The sequence below is a fragment of the Methanosphaera cuniculi genome (assembly GCF_003149675.1).
Classification (GTDB): domain Archaea; phylum Methanobacteriota; class Methanobacteria; order Methanobacteriales; family Methanobacteriaceae; genus Methanosphaera; species Methanosphaera cuniculi.
Genome location: NZ_LWMS01000044.1, coordinates 52,306 through 67,546 on the forward strand (window position 1 = coordinate 52,306; position 15,241 = coordinate 67,546).

General features: G+C 27.7%; 17 protein-coding genes and 1 pseudogene. 11 read left to right on the forward strand and 7 right to left on the reverse strand.

The window, feature by feature from the left end; translation table 11 throughout:
- Positions 1-36 precede the first annotated feature (36 nt).
- The 3 genes from thiM (at position 37) to MSCUN_RS06515 (ending at position 2,562) form a co-directional block, all read left to right on the forward strand.
- On the forward strand, positions 37-897 hold the full coding sequence (gene thiM, locus MSCUN_RS06505; protein WP_095608030.1) for a hydroxyethylthiazole kinase: 861 nt from the start codon (positions 37-39) through the stop codon (positions 895-897).
- 20 nt (positions 898-917) lie between these two features.
- Positions 918-1,550, forward strand: coding sequence for a thiamine phosphate synthase (gene thiE, locus MSCUN_RS06510; protein ID WP_095608031.1), 633 nt, complete (start codon positions 918-920; stop codon positions 1,548-1,550).
- 190 nt (positions 1,551-1,740) lie between these two features.
- Positions 1,741-2,562 carry a nicotianamine synthase family protein gene (locus MSCUN_RS06515; protein WP_095608032.1) on the forward strand — a complete coding sequence of 274 codons (822 nt, stop codon included), beginning with the start codon at positions 1,741-1,743 and terminating at the stop codon, positions 2,560-2,562.
- A gap of 426 nt (positions 2,563-2,988) precedes the next feature.
- Here MSCUN_RS06515 and MSCUN_RS06520 read toward each other — a convergent pair whose 3' ends face one another.
- The 5 genes from MSCUN_RS06520 to MSCUN_RS08500 form a co-directional block, all read right to left on the reverse strand.
- Positions 2,989-4,227 (reverse strand): FprA family A-type flavoprotein, encoded by a 1,239-nt coding sequence (locus MSCUN_RS06520; protein ID WP_095608058.1) that lies wholly within the window; start codon positions 4,225-4,227, stop codon positions 2,989-2,991.
- Positions 4,228-4,281: 54 nt separating this feature from the next.
- Positions 4,282-4,659, reverse strand: coding sequence for a desulfoferrodoxin family protein (locus MSCUN_RS06525; RefSeq protein WP_095608033.1), 378 nt, complete (start codon positions 4,657-4,659; stop codon positions 4,282-4,284).
- A 211-nt stretch (positions 4,660-4,870) separates the two neighbouring features.
- Complete coding sequence (rbr, locus tag MSCUN_RS06530; RefSeq protein ID WP_095608034.1) at positions 4,871-5,443, reverse strand: rubrerythrin; 573 nt, start codon at positions 5,441-5,443, stop codon at positions 4,871-4,873.
- Positions 5,444-5,822: 379 nt separating this feature from the next.
- Entirely contained in the window at positions 5,823-7,628 is a 1,806-nt protein-coding gene (locus MSCUN_RS06535; RefSeq protein WP_095608035.1) for a DUF2070 family protein, read from the reverse strand.
- Between the two features lie 253 nt (positions 7,629-7,881).
- Positions 7,882-8,232, reverse strand: a complete 351-nt coding sequence (locus MSCUN_RS08500) for a restriction endonuclease subunit S (protein WP_095608059.1) — start codon at positions 8,230-8,232, stop codon at positions 7,882-7,884.
- Between the two features lie 16 nt (positions 8,233-8,248).
- Between MSCUN_RS08500 and MSCUN_RS06545 the strand changes: the two are divergent.
- The 8 genes and pseudogenes from MSCUN_RS06545 to MSCUN_RS08220 all read left to right on the forward strand — a co-directional run.
- Positions 8,249-8,473: pseudogene (locus MSCUN_RS06545) on the forward strand (restriction endonuclease subunit S); the annotation flags it as partial.
- A 265-nt stretch (positions 8,474-8,738) separates the two neighbouring features.
- Complete coding sequence (locus MSCUN_RS06550; RefSeq protein ID WP_095608037.1) at positions 8,739-9,296, forward strand: FumA C-terminus/TtdB family hydratase beta subunit; 558 nt, start codon at positions 8,739-8,741, stop codon at positions 9,294-9,296.
- A complete protein-coding gene (locus MSCUN_RS06555) occupies positions 9,286-9,933 on the forward strand; it encodes a hypothetical protein (protein ID WP_095608038.1) in 648 nt (215 codons plus the stop codon). Before MSCUN_RS06550 ends, MSCUN_RS06555 begins: the two co-directional genes overlap by 11 nt.
- Before the next feature lie 193 nt (positions 9,934-10,126).
- The gene (locus MSCUN_RS06560) at positions 10,127-10,405 is read left to right on the forward strand and encodes a hypothetical protein (protein WP_095608039.1); all 279 of its coding nucleotides are present in this window, start codon (positions 10,127-10,129) and stop codon (positions 10,403-10,405) included.
- Between the two features lie 9 nt (positions 10,406-10,414).
- Positions 10,415-10,612: a hypothetical protein gene (locus tag MSCUN_RS06565; protein WP_095608040.1), complete on the forward strand. Its 198-nt coding sequence runs from the start codon at positions 10,415-10,417 to the stop codon at positions 10,610-10,612.
- Between the two features lie 212 nt (positions 10,613-10,824).
- On the forward strand, positions 10,825-11,067 hold the full coding sequence (locus MSCUN_RS06570) for a hypothetical protein (RefSeq protein WP_095608041.1): 243 nt from the start codon (positions 10,825-10,827) through the stop codon (positions 11,065-11,067).
- A 124-nt stretch (positions 11,068-11,191) separates the two neighbouring features.
- Complete coding sequence (locus MSCUN_RS06575; protein WP_146192118.1) at positions 11,192-11,620, forward strand: hypothetical protein; 429 nt, start codon at positions 11,192-11,194, stop codon at positions 11,618-11,620.
- Positions 11,621-12,089: 469 nt separating this feature from the next.
- The gene (locus MSCUN_RS08220; protein WP_146192119.1) at positions 12,090-12,413 is read left to right on the forward strand and encodes a hypothetical protein; all 324 of its coding nucleotides are present in this window, start codon (positions 12,090-12,092) and stop codon (positions 12,411-12,413) included.
- Positions 12,414-12,462: 49 nt separating this feature from the next.
- On the opposite strand, the gene MSCUN_RS06585 is transcribed toward MSCUN_RS08220, so the two are convergent.
- Both MSCUN_RS06585 and MSCUN_RS06590 read right to left on the reverse strand, forming a co-directional pair.
- The gene (locus MSCUN_RS06585) at positions 12,463-14,355 is read right to left on the reverse strand and encodes a hypothetical protein (RefSeq protein ID WP_095608044.1); all 1,893 of its coding nucleotides are present in this window, start codon (positions 14,353-14,355) and stop codon (positions 12,463-12,465) included.
- A gap of 76 nt (positions 14,356-14,431) precedes the next feature.
- Complete coding sequence (locus MSCUN_RS06590; RefSeq protein WP_095608045.1) at positions 14,432-15,196, reverse strand: chitobiase/beta-hexosaminidase C-terminal domain-containing protein; 765 nt, start codon at positions 15,194-15,196, stop codon at positions 14,432-14,434.
- Positions 15,197-15,241: the final 45 nt, after the last annotated feature.

Here is a 15,241-nt window from a genome sequence, read left to right on the forward strand (position 1 = left end):
TAAAAATTATAAAAAAAATAAGGAGTTTACTAAAATATGAATATAAAAATAGATGAAATATCAGAAAATCTTAAACAAATAAAAGAAAAAAGCCCGCTTATACATTGTATAACAAATGTGGTGACAGTGCGTGACTGTGCAAATACACTACTTGCCATAGGAGCATCACCAATAATGGCAAATGAACCAGATGAAGCATCAGATATAACATCAATAGCAAACTCCCTTGTGATAAACATAGGAACATTAACTAAAGAACAAATAAAAACAATGCAAAAATCAGCAAAAACAGCAAAAGACAACAATATTCCTATAATACTAGATCCTGTAGGAATTGGAGTAAGTGAAATACGAAATCAAACATCAATAGATATAATAAAAGAAGTAAAACCAACCATAATACGAGGAAACTTATCTGAAATTAAAGCTGTAGCAATGTTATATGGAATACTTGATGAATGTAACAAAGCAAAAGGAGTAGATGTAGCAGAAACAGATATAATAAGTCCTGAAACACTAAAATCAAACAGTATATTAATTAAGAAAATAGCAGAAAAACTAGATACAACAATCGCAGTATCAGGACCTATTGACATAATATCAGATGGAAATGATGTATATACAATTGATAATGGTGATCAAATGCTATCTAAAATCACAGGAGCAGGTTGTATGTTAACATCCATCATGGGAGGATATGCTGCAATAACAAACTCACTAGATGCTGCAATATGTGCAACATTAACTATGGATATAGCAGGTGAAATAGCAGCAAAACAAACCATAGCAAACAATCAAGGAACAGGATCATTTGGAATATATCTAATGGATGAATTCTACAATATGGATATGGAAAAAATATTAACATATGCAAAAATCAAAAAACAAGAACTATAAAATAGGAGATGAAAAATAAAATGTCAAAACAAGTAGATTACACATTATATCTAGTAACAGATCAGTTTGATTTTACAGAAGATGAATTTCTTAAAATAATTGAAGAAGCATTAAAAGGTGGAGTTACTATACTTCAACTACGTGAAAAAGACTCAACAACAAAGGACTTCTATAAACTTGCAGTAAAGGTTAAAGAAATTACAGATAAATATGAAGTACCATTAATAATTAATGATAGAATTGATATAGCACTAGCTGTAGATGCAGCAGGAGTTCACCTAGGACAAGATGACATGCCATGTAAAATAGCACGCCAAATACTAGGACCTGATAAAATAATCGGAATAAGTGCAGAAAAATACATCTATGCAATAACAGCACAAAATGATGGAGCAGACTATCTAGGAGTAGGAGCAATCAGACCAACACCAACAAAAACAGACTGTATGAAAATACCAGAAGAAGACCTACAAAAAGTACAACAAAACATAACAATACCACACGTTGCAATAGGTGGAGTAAAACTAGATAACACAAAACAAGTAATGGAGGATTATAACTTTAGTGGAGTATCAGTAGTATCAGCAATAATGCTAGCTGAAGATCCACAACAAGCAGCACGTAACTTCATTGAAATAATTAAGGATAATTGAATTTTCACTTATATATAATTTGAAAAAAGTAATACTTTTACCACTAAAAATAGTAAAAAAGTAATAACTTTATTAATAATAAAAGATAGATTTAATAGCAACAAAACAAAAAAAAATTAATACAAATCAAATAAGAAAAAAAATCATAACCACCACACCTTAACAAAAAAAAATATAGAAGTGATAAACAATGAGTTGCTATAAATACTGGCCAGAAATCGAAGAAATCGCAGAAGAACTAGAAAACTATGGAGTAGAAGACATAAACGACATAGACAAACTAAACGAATATGACTTAGAAGAAATCAAAAAACAACTAGATCGCATAGAAGTAATAGCACACGATAAAACAATCGACTTTGACTCAGCAAAACACATACTTGATAATGAACGAATGAACAAAGCATTAAAACTAATACGAAAATTCTACCTATACATAGGAGCAAGACTAGAAACAGACAATGCAATAGAAATACTAGAAGCAGACGATCCTGAAGCAATACTAAATAAATTCCACTTTTATGAAAGATACGAAGGACTACTTGAAAACGAATCAAAACTCGCAAAATTCAACAAAGACAAAACATTCGTATTTATTGGAAGCGGACCACTACCTCTAACACTAATAATGTTTAGAAAAAAATTTGGATGTAAATGTATAGGAATAGAAATACAACCAGATGTAGCAGAACTATCAAGAAAAGTAATCGACAAACTAGGATTATCAGATGGAATTGAAATAATAGTAGGAGATGAAAGAAAAATAAGTGACATAGACTTTGACATACTAATGGTTGCAGCATTTGCAGAACCAAAAGAAAAAGTATTTGCAAATGTATGGGAACGCGTAACAACAAAAACACCAGTACTAGTAAGAACATATAGTGGAATGCGAGCAATACTATATGCACCACTAACAGATAAACAACTAAGAGGATTCCACAAAGAAGTCATGCTACTTCCTATAGGAAACACAAACAATACAAGCGTACTACTAAGAAAAATAGAATAATAATCTTCTTTTATTAGTAAAACTCACCTCCTCACTTTTCATTTTTTTTTTATAAAAAGCTGATAATAATAATTTAAAATAAACTACTTTTTAGAAAAAATAATTTCACTTCAATTTTATATAAGATAAAAAATTTTTATAGTATTATAATTAAATAAGAAAAGTTAGTAATTTAAATTCTAGCTTCCAGATTAATGCTCATTTTTTTATAATTTATACTTTAAATTATAATTTTATCTTAAAATTAATAAAAAAAAATATTAGACTTATCATGAAACTTTTAATGATAAAAAAAAATGTTATAATTTTATATTAAAAATTTAGATTTATATGAGTTAAAAAAAATAATAATAAAAAAAAAAGAATGGGGGAGGTTATATGTTCTTTTTTTTTTGGTATAATGATAATTTTTATAAAAGAAAGGTTTTATAATTCTTTTATTTTTTCACCAATTTCTGCTCCAAAGTCAAAGCATGCAGCTAAGTCATCATCATCTGGTACATAGTTTACTTCCATGTTTCCTACCATGTCAAATCCTGCTTCTTCCATTTTACCATTTAACCATGCAGGTCCATTTCCACTCCATCCATATGAACCAAATGTTGCACCTAGTCTTTTAAGACCTGTTCTGTCAAATTGTAGTTCATCAATGTATAAGTATACATCTGCAATACTTGGGAATACTTTGTTAAAGAGTGTTGGTACACCCATGAGTACTGCTTTACTTTCAAGTACATCTTTTACAATTTCACTTCTTTCATCTTCTTTTAAAAAGTGCATTTTTACATCTACACCTTTTGACATGATTCCTTCTGCTATTGCATGTGCCATGTATTCGGTTGAAAAGTGCATTGTATCATAGATGAGTGTTGCTTGATCAACTTTACATACTCCATTTGCCCAGTCAAGGTATGCTCCGATGATTTTCATTGGATCTGTCCATACTTGTCCGTGTGATGGTGCGATTGTTTTGATTTTATCAAGAAGTCCAATTTCTACTACTTCATTGAGTTTGTTTTTAAGTAGTGGTGTTAGTGGTGTTAGGAGGTTTGCATAGAATTTCTGTGCTGCATCCATTAGTTCTGATTCTGGTACTTCATAATCGTATCTTTCACGTTTACATAGGTGTTGTCCGAATGCATCGTTTGAGAAAAGTATTCCTTCTTCATTTAGGAATGTGAACATACTATCTGGCCAGTGGAGCATTTTTGCATCCATGAATGTGAATGTTTTTCCTTCAAGTTCTAGTGAATCACCAGTTGCTACAGTGATGAATGTTGCATCTGCTAGTTCTGGGTAGTGTTTGATTAGTCCTGGTTTTGCTACATCTGTTGAGTAGATTGGTGCATCTGGGAATTTTTGATGTATTTCAGTTAAAGCTCCACTATGATCTTTTTCTACGTGGTTTTGTATGATGTAGTCTATTTTTACTTCATCAAGTCCTCTATCTTCAAATGCATCTTGGATTCTTCCCCACATTTGTGCTATGTACATTTTTTCAGGATATACATTATCTATTAGTACTGCTTTATTATCATCTGAAAATACTAAAAATGCATTGTATGATGTTCCATTTAGTGTGTATCCGTGGTATTCACGTCTATCCCAGTCTAGTGTTCCTACAAAGTATATGTCATCTGTTAGTTTTGGTGCTTTTGCTTTTATTATCATTTTATTCCCACTCCTTTTTCGGGTTTTTTTTTTATTTGATTTCGTTTTTTATTCTTTTTTCCATAGTCCGTGTATTGTACAGTATTCACGTGCTACTACGTCATCTGCTTCTGGTATGATGAAGATTGCTTCTGGTTTATCTCCAGGTTTTAGTGTTTGTCTGTGGGTTTGTCCATCTGCGATGAGTTCTATCATTGCTATGTAGTGTTCTTCTTCCATTGGATGTTCTACTTCTCCTACATTTACAATGTATCTGTCATCTTCATATTTTACTACAGGTACGTGTTTTACTTCTCCTTCTCCATCTACTTTTGCTTCTAGGATGTTAAGTTTATCTACATCTGCATCGTCGCCTACTACTAGTACTTCGTTGATATTTCCTGTTCCTTTACATTTTACTATTACATTTGCGTCTAAATCTGCCATTTTTCATTCAATCCTTTTATATTTTTTATTAAAAGTTTGGAGGTTAGGTTACTTTTTTCTTTTTTTTATACTATACTATTATTTGTTGAATTTTTTTTATTTAAAATTATTGTGCTAAAAAAGAATAAAGATTTTTTTTAAATGTGGAAGTTAAGAGGAGAGGAGGGGTGTTTTTTTCATTTTTTGTATTATGTTGGTCTTTTTTTTGTGATTACCAGAGGTCTGGTTCTCTTTCGAAGTATGATTGTGGGTGTTCACAGATTGGACATTTTGTTGGAGGTACTTCTCCTTCATATACAAATCCACAGTTTCTACATACCCATGTTACAGGTTCGTCTCTGTTGAAGAATTTTCCATCTTCTAGTAAGTCGAGTACTGCTTGGTATCTTTTTTCGTGGTGGTCTTCTACAAGTCCGATGTTTCTGAGTCTTGCTGCAATTTCTGGGTATCCTTCTTCATCTGCTGTGTTTGCTTGTTCAGGATAGAGTGTTTGTCCTTCTTCGTGTTCTCCTGCAATTGCTGTTTTGAGGTTTTCAACTGTTGATCCGTATGTTAATGGTATTGTTGCTGGTGTTTCTATTTGATCCATTTCTGGTGCAAGTTCTTTCATCATTTTAAATAATGCTTTTGCGTGGTAGAATTCGTTTCTTGATGTTTCTGTGAATATATCAGAAATTTCAAGGTATCCTTCTTTTTTTGCTACTTTTGCATATATTTCATATCTGTTTTTTGCTAATGTTTCTGTTACAAATGATGCTGCTAAGTTTTCTAAAGTTTTAGACATTTTATTTCACCTATTAATTTTTCAATTTTAAAAGAATTCTTTTGTATTTTTCGATCCTAGAATTTTATTTGTTGCAATATTTATTTTTTCTATACTTTTTTTGCACATATTTTTTTTAATAGTATCGACTTTTTTTGATTTATTTAAAGATTTCTATAATAAAAAAAATTTAAAGAAATCTTTATAATAGTATATTTTAATAAAAGTTATATTTAAAGGTTAAGTTTTTAATTTGCTTAATTGTTAGTTATTAATCATTTATCATTAAAAGAATTAGTTTTAGTTAGTAAGTACTAAATAATACTTATTATTTTTAGATAATACTAAAAATAAAAGCTTTATAAACTTTAAAAAAAATAAAAAAAGAATAAAATTGGATTTAAAAAATCCAGATGGTTACAAGAATTATTGCTGTTATAAATATAACAGGAGCAAGAAGTTTACTTACAGATACAACTGATGCTATTGTAGTAACAAGTTCTGTTGTATGATTAGGACCAAAAGTCTTAAGATTAACATGAACTGTATCTGTTGCAACAAATACATCTGATAGATCATCTAATGCTTCACCAATAAGATGTAATGTTTTATCAATTAGAATGTCACTACTACGTGTTCCTACTGTTACTCCTCCTCCTGATATTGTATTTACAAGGTGTGTGTCTGTTGTCATAACTTCCATCATGTCAATTTGTGGATATTTTTCATGTATTTCATCCATTAATTCTTCACGGAAGTGTTGTTTCATATTATTTCCATCATAAACTAAGTAAAGCATAAGCTGATTATCAACCTCTGTAATCATTACTTTAAGACCACTTTCACCAATTCCATCACGTACTGCAATTTCATCAATTGGATCATATGAACAACCTACACGTATAGGATGCATTGATGGTTTTTGTATCTTTGCTACTGCTTGTTCTAGTTCATATACACGTTTATGTCCAGCAAGAAGTCGTTCCCAGTTTCCATTAAGACAGTTATGACAATCTACAAAGATCACATCACGAACACCTGTTAATGCCTTGGTTTCATACATTAATGAAAGACCTACACCATAATCAATATCATCACCAGGATTTGGTGCAAACGTTGTAAGTTCTAAACATCCATCATTAAAAAATTGTACACCAATCTTAGCATCTTCATATTCTACTCTTTGAAACTTACTAGCAGAATCCTTATATTGCATATTAGGGAGTGCTTCATCTATTTTTTCTACGATCTTATCAAGTTCTTTTTGTGCTACAGGATTAAAATCATGTGTTGCTGCACCATGAGCTACAATTGTAAAATCATCTAACTTATTTGCAATTATAGTTGGAAGATTTCCACCACCAATAGATCCAACAGGACCTGGATGTATACATGGTGAAATATAGTTTGCTTTTATGTTTCCATCCATAGTTTTAAAACTTATTATTCCAACAGATGTTGTAATTTCTTCTCCCATTTCATCAAATACTGTTTCAAGAGCATTAGATCCTTCACTAACTTGAGCTATGAATAAACTTAAAAGTTCAAGTCCTCCAACACCAAGATTATTTTTTATAGGTGATTGAATTATTGCTATAAATGCATATATTGCTATTGCAAGAAGAATAGCACCTACAATTGCCTTAGTATATAATGCAAGAACCATACTTCCACTTGTTGCTACTTCAAAATAATTTACAAGTACATTCATACTTAGTATAAGAAGTGGTTGTATTACAGCAATTAAAACACCCTGATAATACTTAATGTTTGATGTAGACCATAAAATAAGAGCTTCAATTGCAAAGATGAAAAGTGTAGCAAGAAGAAGTACACTATCAATTTGTATAGGTATAAATATTGAAATTATAACTCCTATAATATAGATTAAACATACAAAAAACATTCCAACAAGAGCAAGAAACATTGCCTGTTTAAGCTTCATATGTCGTTTTTTAAGAGAATTAACACTACTATGTATAATAGTACCAGAAATTATAGTAGGAAGACCAAATAAGAAAAACCCACCAGCCCCTCCTGCAATAAATAAATATACAATTTCATTTAAAGGAATTCCTGGAATTATACAATCAGCAATAGCACCTGTAAGAAAACTTAATATTATTATTATAAATACTGATATTTTCGTCTTAGGAAGTGTTACCATATACTTTGATAGGCTCACTACTCTATCACTTATTGCCATTTATAACTCTCCTTTTTAATCTTAATTCTAAAAACACAAAAAAAACCTACAGATTTCCCTATATTAAAAAATATAATATTTTAAATAATAGATTTCTTATGTGCGAAAAAAGAATTTAAAAATATTTTGTTATATTATATATATTTATGTTAATATAATAAATAAAAAATTATTGCTTAATAATAAAAATTACTTAATCAAAACTTTTATATAAAAAATATGATCATTTAAAAAAAAGAGAATGAAAAAAAGATTAAATAAACATTTTCTGAAGTAAACCACTTTTATAATTCTTCATAAGGTCTATTTGCTTATTTAATAATTTTATCTTTCTATCAATACATCTTAGAAAACTTCCAATTTTTTCTTGTTTTTCTAAAGTGGGAATCTTTACTTTCTCTTTTGAATAATCTTTAAAGTAAATGTGAGGAATAGTACTACCTACAACATATTTCTGAAAATGAACAGTACTTAGTAAATAATAACAAAAATATAAATTAAATCCATTTTTTGGATGTAAATATGATAATGTTCCTAGAATAGAACTCTTCTTATCACATAAAAATATTCTTCCAACAGAAGCACCATCTTTTACAATTCCTATATAATTTTTATATTATTCACTAGTTCATAAAGATATACGAAAATATATCAATGGAACAAGTAGAAGTAAACTAAATAAAAAAGACATGTTATCAATAAAAATAAAAATACCAACAATTCAAGAACAAGAAAAAATAAGTAACATATTAAGTAGTATTGATAAAAAAATTGAATTATCAAATAAGCAAATAGATCTTATGAAGACCTATAAGAAAAGTTTACTTCAAAAGATGTTTATTTAATCTTCCAACTATTTTTTTTATAACTAACTAATATTTTCTCCCCTTTTTTATAGTTACTATTCTTTTTTTTTATTTTGAATTACTATTATTTTTGATAATATATTAATACTAATATATGATAAAAAACATAAGTTAATAATAGTAATTTGAAAAGTTTTTTTAAGAAATAAATTATTTTATAATTTTTTTCAGATTTTTCGATAATAAAATTAAGAAAAAAACACTAATTTTTTTTTTGAAACACTTAAAAAACTGGGGATATTAAATGGAATATGAACTCAAAACACCATTAAAAGATGAAGATATAAGCAAACTTGAAGCTGGAGATGTTGTTTATATAACAGGAAAAATACATACAGCTCGAGATAGTGCACATAAAAGAATAATTGAAGAAGGTGCACCAATTGACCTAAATGGTGTTGCAATATTTCATGCAGGACCTGTTATACGAGAAGATGATAATGGTAAATATGAAGTCATAGCAGTAGGTCCAACAACAAGTATGAGAATGAATCCATATGAACCACAAGTACTAGATATGGGTGTAAAAGCAATTATAGGAAAAGGTGGAATGGATGATGCAACACAAAAAGCATTAGTTGAGGATAATGCAGTATTTCTAACAGCAGTAGGAGGATGTGCAGCATTATATGTAAGTAGTATTAATGAAGTATCATCTGTAAACTGGTTAGATCTTGGAATGCCTGAAGCAATATGGGAGTTAGATGTTGAAAGATTCGGACCTCTTATTGTAACTATGGATTCAAAAAATAATAACTTATATAAAAGAGATAAAAAAATGGGTATGAAAAATGAAAAATAAGCTATTTTTACCACTACTATTTATAGCATCAATTATTCTAATTGCAGGATTTTTTATGATGACACCATCATATCTTCAACTTAATGGAGATGTAAAACACTTTGAAGATTCAGATATGTCATTTGATATGAACAGTACATGGACTGTAGGACAATATGATGATGCACTACTTGTACCATTTCTATCAGGACATCCATCATCAATAACACTAGCACCAACAAGTAAAACAGCATACAGCTACTATAATGGAAGTATTGATGATCTAACAGCTAATGGAACAGTACTAAATACAAGTACAACAAATGCAACAGATGTTGTAATTGTACAAACAGAAATTACTCGTATGGATAAAATACCAGATAATCTTACAATAGATCAAGCATACAAGTCAGACTCATTATATAAGGTAATGGAAAATACGGGAAGTTTCATTCTTGATAATAGTACAACACTAACTATAGATGGAAAAACAGCACATCAATTCAGATATACAGTAACTTACACACAATATGTAGATACATGGATAGAATCAAATGGACATTACTACCGAATACTAAGTCAAGCACCAACAAGTGTATTTCCAACTGCTCAAGAACAATTTGATTATACTTTAAATAGTTTAAAAATTAAAAACTAACCACCCATCTTTTTTTTTAATATAACACTCTTCTTTTTTTTTAATCCCTTAATTTTTATTTTACTTAAATAAATCTAATTTTAACTATCCTAAAAAAAAATAACAATTATTATATAAAATATCATAAAAACATATATTTACTTAGATAAAAAAAACATGAATAAATCAAATAAGTAATAGGAAGATAAATAAAATGTCAGATCAAAACCTTGAAAAAAGATTCAGACAATATGCAGAAAAAGAAAAAGAAACCCTTAAAAAACATGGAAAAACAACAGATAGCTTTGTAAAAGAAGCAATGGAATGGTCAAGAAGTGTAGAAGGAAAATTAGAACTAGATAAATTTATACTATCAACAGAAATACTACATATAGAAGAAGAAATAGAAGCACTAAGAAAAAGACGTGAAAAAAAACAAAAAGCAATTAGTGAAATAGAAGATGAACTTAAAAAACACAACAACAAAGAGTAGATGATAAAAATGGTAGAATTAACATTTAAAGAAAAAGTAAAACGTGAAGATGACAACCCAGATAAACCAATGTATGTAAAAATACCACAACAAATAGTAGATGCATACACACTCCATGATGGAGATACAATAGAATGGAGCTTCACAATAAACTGTAAAAATCAGAAAACAACAACATTCACAAGAAAATACAATGGAATGGACTAATAATTTAAGATAGCATAACCTCCCTTTAATCTAATCTCCTCCTTTTTTAACTAAAAAATACTTATTTTTAACTTAATAAATTAAATTCAAAAAACACTAAATAATATAAAAATTAAATAATTAATTAAAATAATGCTTTTATTATATAAAAAAAGAAGGAAATCCTTTTAATAACAAGTCGAGCATCAGGAAGAGTACTTGGAAGAATATTAATGGAAATAAATCCAGAAAATATAGAAATATTTGTTAAATTACTTCAAGAAAATTACATAGAACTTATATTGTTAATATTTTATTTATTTATATTTCTACTTCCACCAATAATACTACTACTATCACGAAAAGAGAAATTCATAAAATTCATAGAACGATTATTAAATGTGAAATTACTTAATGAAAATCAAGATAAAGATCAAGATAGACATCCTATATCATTTAATTATAACTACAAGTAACTACTATATTGTAGTGGGTATTATGTATTTCATAGCTTTTATAATTACAATACTTAGTGCATTATTCTCAGAAATTTGTTTTATATGTATTGATTTATTTATATTTTTATTACTCATAGACTTTATGTGTGCTGCAATAGCATTTGCAATGATTATAATAGGAATTCGACGAAATACATTTAACTCACAGGGAAAACCAGTATTTGAAGATAATATTTTATCAAGAATACCTAAAATAGTTCTAGGTCTAAAAAAGCATACATTCCGGTATAAAAATGATTCAAACATCGAATTTAGTGATAAATATTATTCATCAAAGTCATACCTAATTTTAGCATCTATAACAGGATTTATACCACTTGGAATAGGACTTTACACATTTGTAATGATGGGAAATTTTATACTTCTATTATGGGGAATTATAGTAGAAACATTTGTACTATTTCCTGATATATTAGATAATGTATTACCATTTAATCTTAAAACTCTTAAAGGATACGCACTTTTATATATTATGCCAATAGTTTCAATAATAGTAACATTCACAATATAAATAGTTTCAATTATAAAAATAAATAAATAAATCGAAAAGATAATAGGAGAAAAAAAAGATAATGACACTTTTAAATTTAATTATTCAAGTTAGTTCAATATTTATTTCACTTCTACCATTAATTGTATTTCTTATTTTTTGCAGTAAAAATATTATAGAATTAGTAGAGAATTTTACAGGTATTAAATTAATTGAAAATCATATGGATTATGGAAATACTATATTGAATAATTTTTTAGGTTTTATTCCATCATCTAACTATTATGTGTTTGTTGGTGGTATTTACCTGATTTGTTTTTTAATTTCTTGCATATTTTATAATTCTATTCTTAATAAAGAACTTTTTGGATTTTCAGTATTTTTACTTCCATTTTTTTATGCAGGATTTATACTTAGTTTAAGAAAAAATACATTTCATCCAAATGGTCTTCCCATATTAACAGAATTTTATCTTTTTAAAATATATAGAATGGTTTATGGAATACCTAGAATGGATACTGATATTAATTATACAGATAAGTACTATTCATATAATTCATATTTAATGATTTCATGTGTTGTCGGATTTATTCCAACAATAGGTGGAGTAGTATCATTATTTATTGGAGTTATTCCAATTTTACTACTATGGGGCTTATTTATGCAAACATTAGTATTATTTCCTGATAAGTATGATAAAATATTACCTCTTAACTTTAAAAAATGGAGTGGAGCTATATTTTTACTACTACTTGTTATACCATCATATATTATAACATTTTACATATCAATTAAATGGGGTTTATATTATTAGAATAAAGAACTATTCTAATTATAAACCCATTTTTATGATAATATAATCACTATGAGTCATTATATGAACCTTTAGAAAAATTCATATTTTCTAAATGTTTTTTAAGATAATTACTCTTACATTGATCCTTGAATTTAGATAATATATGTTCATCAAAATTTTCAGGAAAAGAATTACAAAAACCTATTTTTAATGAATTTTTTATTCCAATAGGTGTACCAGCTATTTTACTTAATATTAAAGCATTTTTAGCAAATGTTGTCACGCTTCCAGAAATTAGAAGAGAACTAATTATGCTAGGTGCTGCATCTGCCCAATAATACGGATTAAGAGCATCATCTGAGAATAGATTACCTCCAGTACTTGTAAAACATGTAGCTATTCCTAAAGCAATCATCGCTGCTCCCACAGGTATTGCACCACTTGCACATGTTAATACACCAGCATTTATTAATGTTGACCCAGCCAGATCTTCAAGATCATGTAAAAACTCTTCTTTAAAGTCATCTGAAACAAAATTATTAAATGCATTTAATAAATCTACTAATAAGTCACTTCTTTCTCCATGATAACAATATCCTTCAGTGGTGAGTGATATTGCTCCTTTTATTAGTTCATCTTCTTCATCTGTTTTCATCATTACTTTTACTATTCCTGTTTTTAGATCTACTTCAATATAATATGATTGATTTGTTGTAGATTCAATAGTAAGAATTCCAGTTACATTATCAATTGTAAATATAACATCACTGTTGTTTAGTCCCATATCTTCATATAATAAATATAGAGGACTTGTCACATTTTGTAATGATAAACGTACTGCTTGTCTTTCCCATTCTGGTAACATTACAGTTGTCATGAATCTGAATTGTATTATTTCATTTTTTGTTGCATTGTTTGTTATTATAATTCCAAGTGTTGGATCGTATGTTGTTGTATATGTTGCACCTTTATAATTTACTCCAACAAGTAGTTGTGTATCATCTCCTCTTTTAAAAGTTATATTATTGTATGCTCCATAATATTTGCATATTTCATCATTAAAGTATAGTATACTTTGTGCTGTGAGAAATGTTCCATAAGCTGATCTTAGATCATAACGTGTAAAAGTTTTATTTTTATTAATTAGAGTTTGCATATCTTGTTTAGTTACAATTTTATTTGAGATAATATATGTTTGAAGTATTTGAAATGGTATAATGTTATTATCTTCTATTCCTGATTCATCAGGGTCAATTGTTATTGCCCAATTACAGAGGTGATCTTTTTTATCAATTGTATAGTTTATAAAATTACTACTAAAAGATGTGTTTATTGGTATTGTATTTCCAAATAGGTTTGTATTCATATCTTTAAGAAACATTTGAATTGTAGTATTTAATTTTCCATTTATTATTGTTGAAAAATTTGTTAATATTCCTACTGATGTGTCTAAGAATAGTTTATTTGATGAAATTAATGATACTTGGCTTATATTTCCATATGCATATCCATATATTTTGATGTGTAATATTTGTGCATTATTTTCTGTGTAAAATAGTATTCCTGGTTCTGTTATTGATTTATTTTTTATGTATTCAAAATCTTCTTTTCTATTGTTATATAGTATATTTGTATTGTTTTTAAAAGTATTATATGAAGAATTAAGATTTAGATAAGTAGTATTTAAGACAATGTATCCATCTTGATATGGCATTGAAAGATCATATGTGAAGTTCATTATTGTTCTTGTTCCTTTTGTTGGCATGTATTCAAGTAATGGACCCATTTTTCCTGTTTCTCTGTGTTTTGATTTTATTATTAGTTGTGTGTTTTTTGTTGTTTCTATTTCATTTGTAAATTTTTTATGTACTACTTTGTTTTTTCCCCAGTATGAATAGTATTCTATTACTGTTGGCTGATTACTTTGTATCATTATTTTTTGATGGTTATCTGAATACATTCGTGTTGTATTTATAACTTTTAGAGTTGCTCTTTCATTATAGTATTTTGGCGTGTTATATGAATATACTATTGATTCATATCCTTCTAAGTTTATCTTTTGTATAGAATTTTAGTGTTTGGTTTTTATTTACTGTAACTGATTTATTGTTATAAGTAACTTTTGTATTACTCTTTTTAGGATTTGATCCATCTAGTGTATAATATGTTGTTGTATTGTTCCAGTTAGTTGTAAAATTAATTATTTGTTTATCATTAACAAGATCTGTTAGACATTTAACTATTGAAATTGGTGGTGTGATGATTTGTTCTGATTGATAGTGAGTTATGTTTGAGATAATATTGTTATTTGTTATTACAATGGCGTTTATCTGTGTTTTTACACATATTGTTAGAACTTCTCCATTTTTGTATAATAAGCTTTTTGATGTTGGCATTGATCCATTTCGTGTGTAATATATTTTTCCATCTACATTACTTGTCATTATAATATTTAATTTATTTTCTCGTATTTCTGTTATGTTATGTACTGTAACTTTAGGTTCTACGTTTGATGCACTTTTTTGTGGTGTTAAAGATCCATTATTATCTTCATCATCTATTATTGGTTCATTAGATTCTTTGTTTGATTCTGTATTATTTTTTAAATTGATTTTTTCATTTTGAATGTTATTATTTTCATTAATTTCATTATTTTCAACTAATATATCTTCATGATTTGATTCTAAATTAGTTGATAATTCAGATAAGTTATTATTTTCTATATTATCATTATCTTCAGCATAAACAGCTGATATTATAAAAAATAATAATAAAAATAGAATAATAACTTTTTTATTCATAGAAATCCTCCATTGATTTTTTATTTTATAAATATAGATATAGTT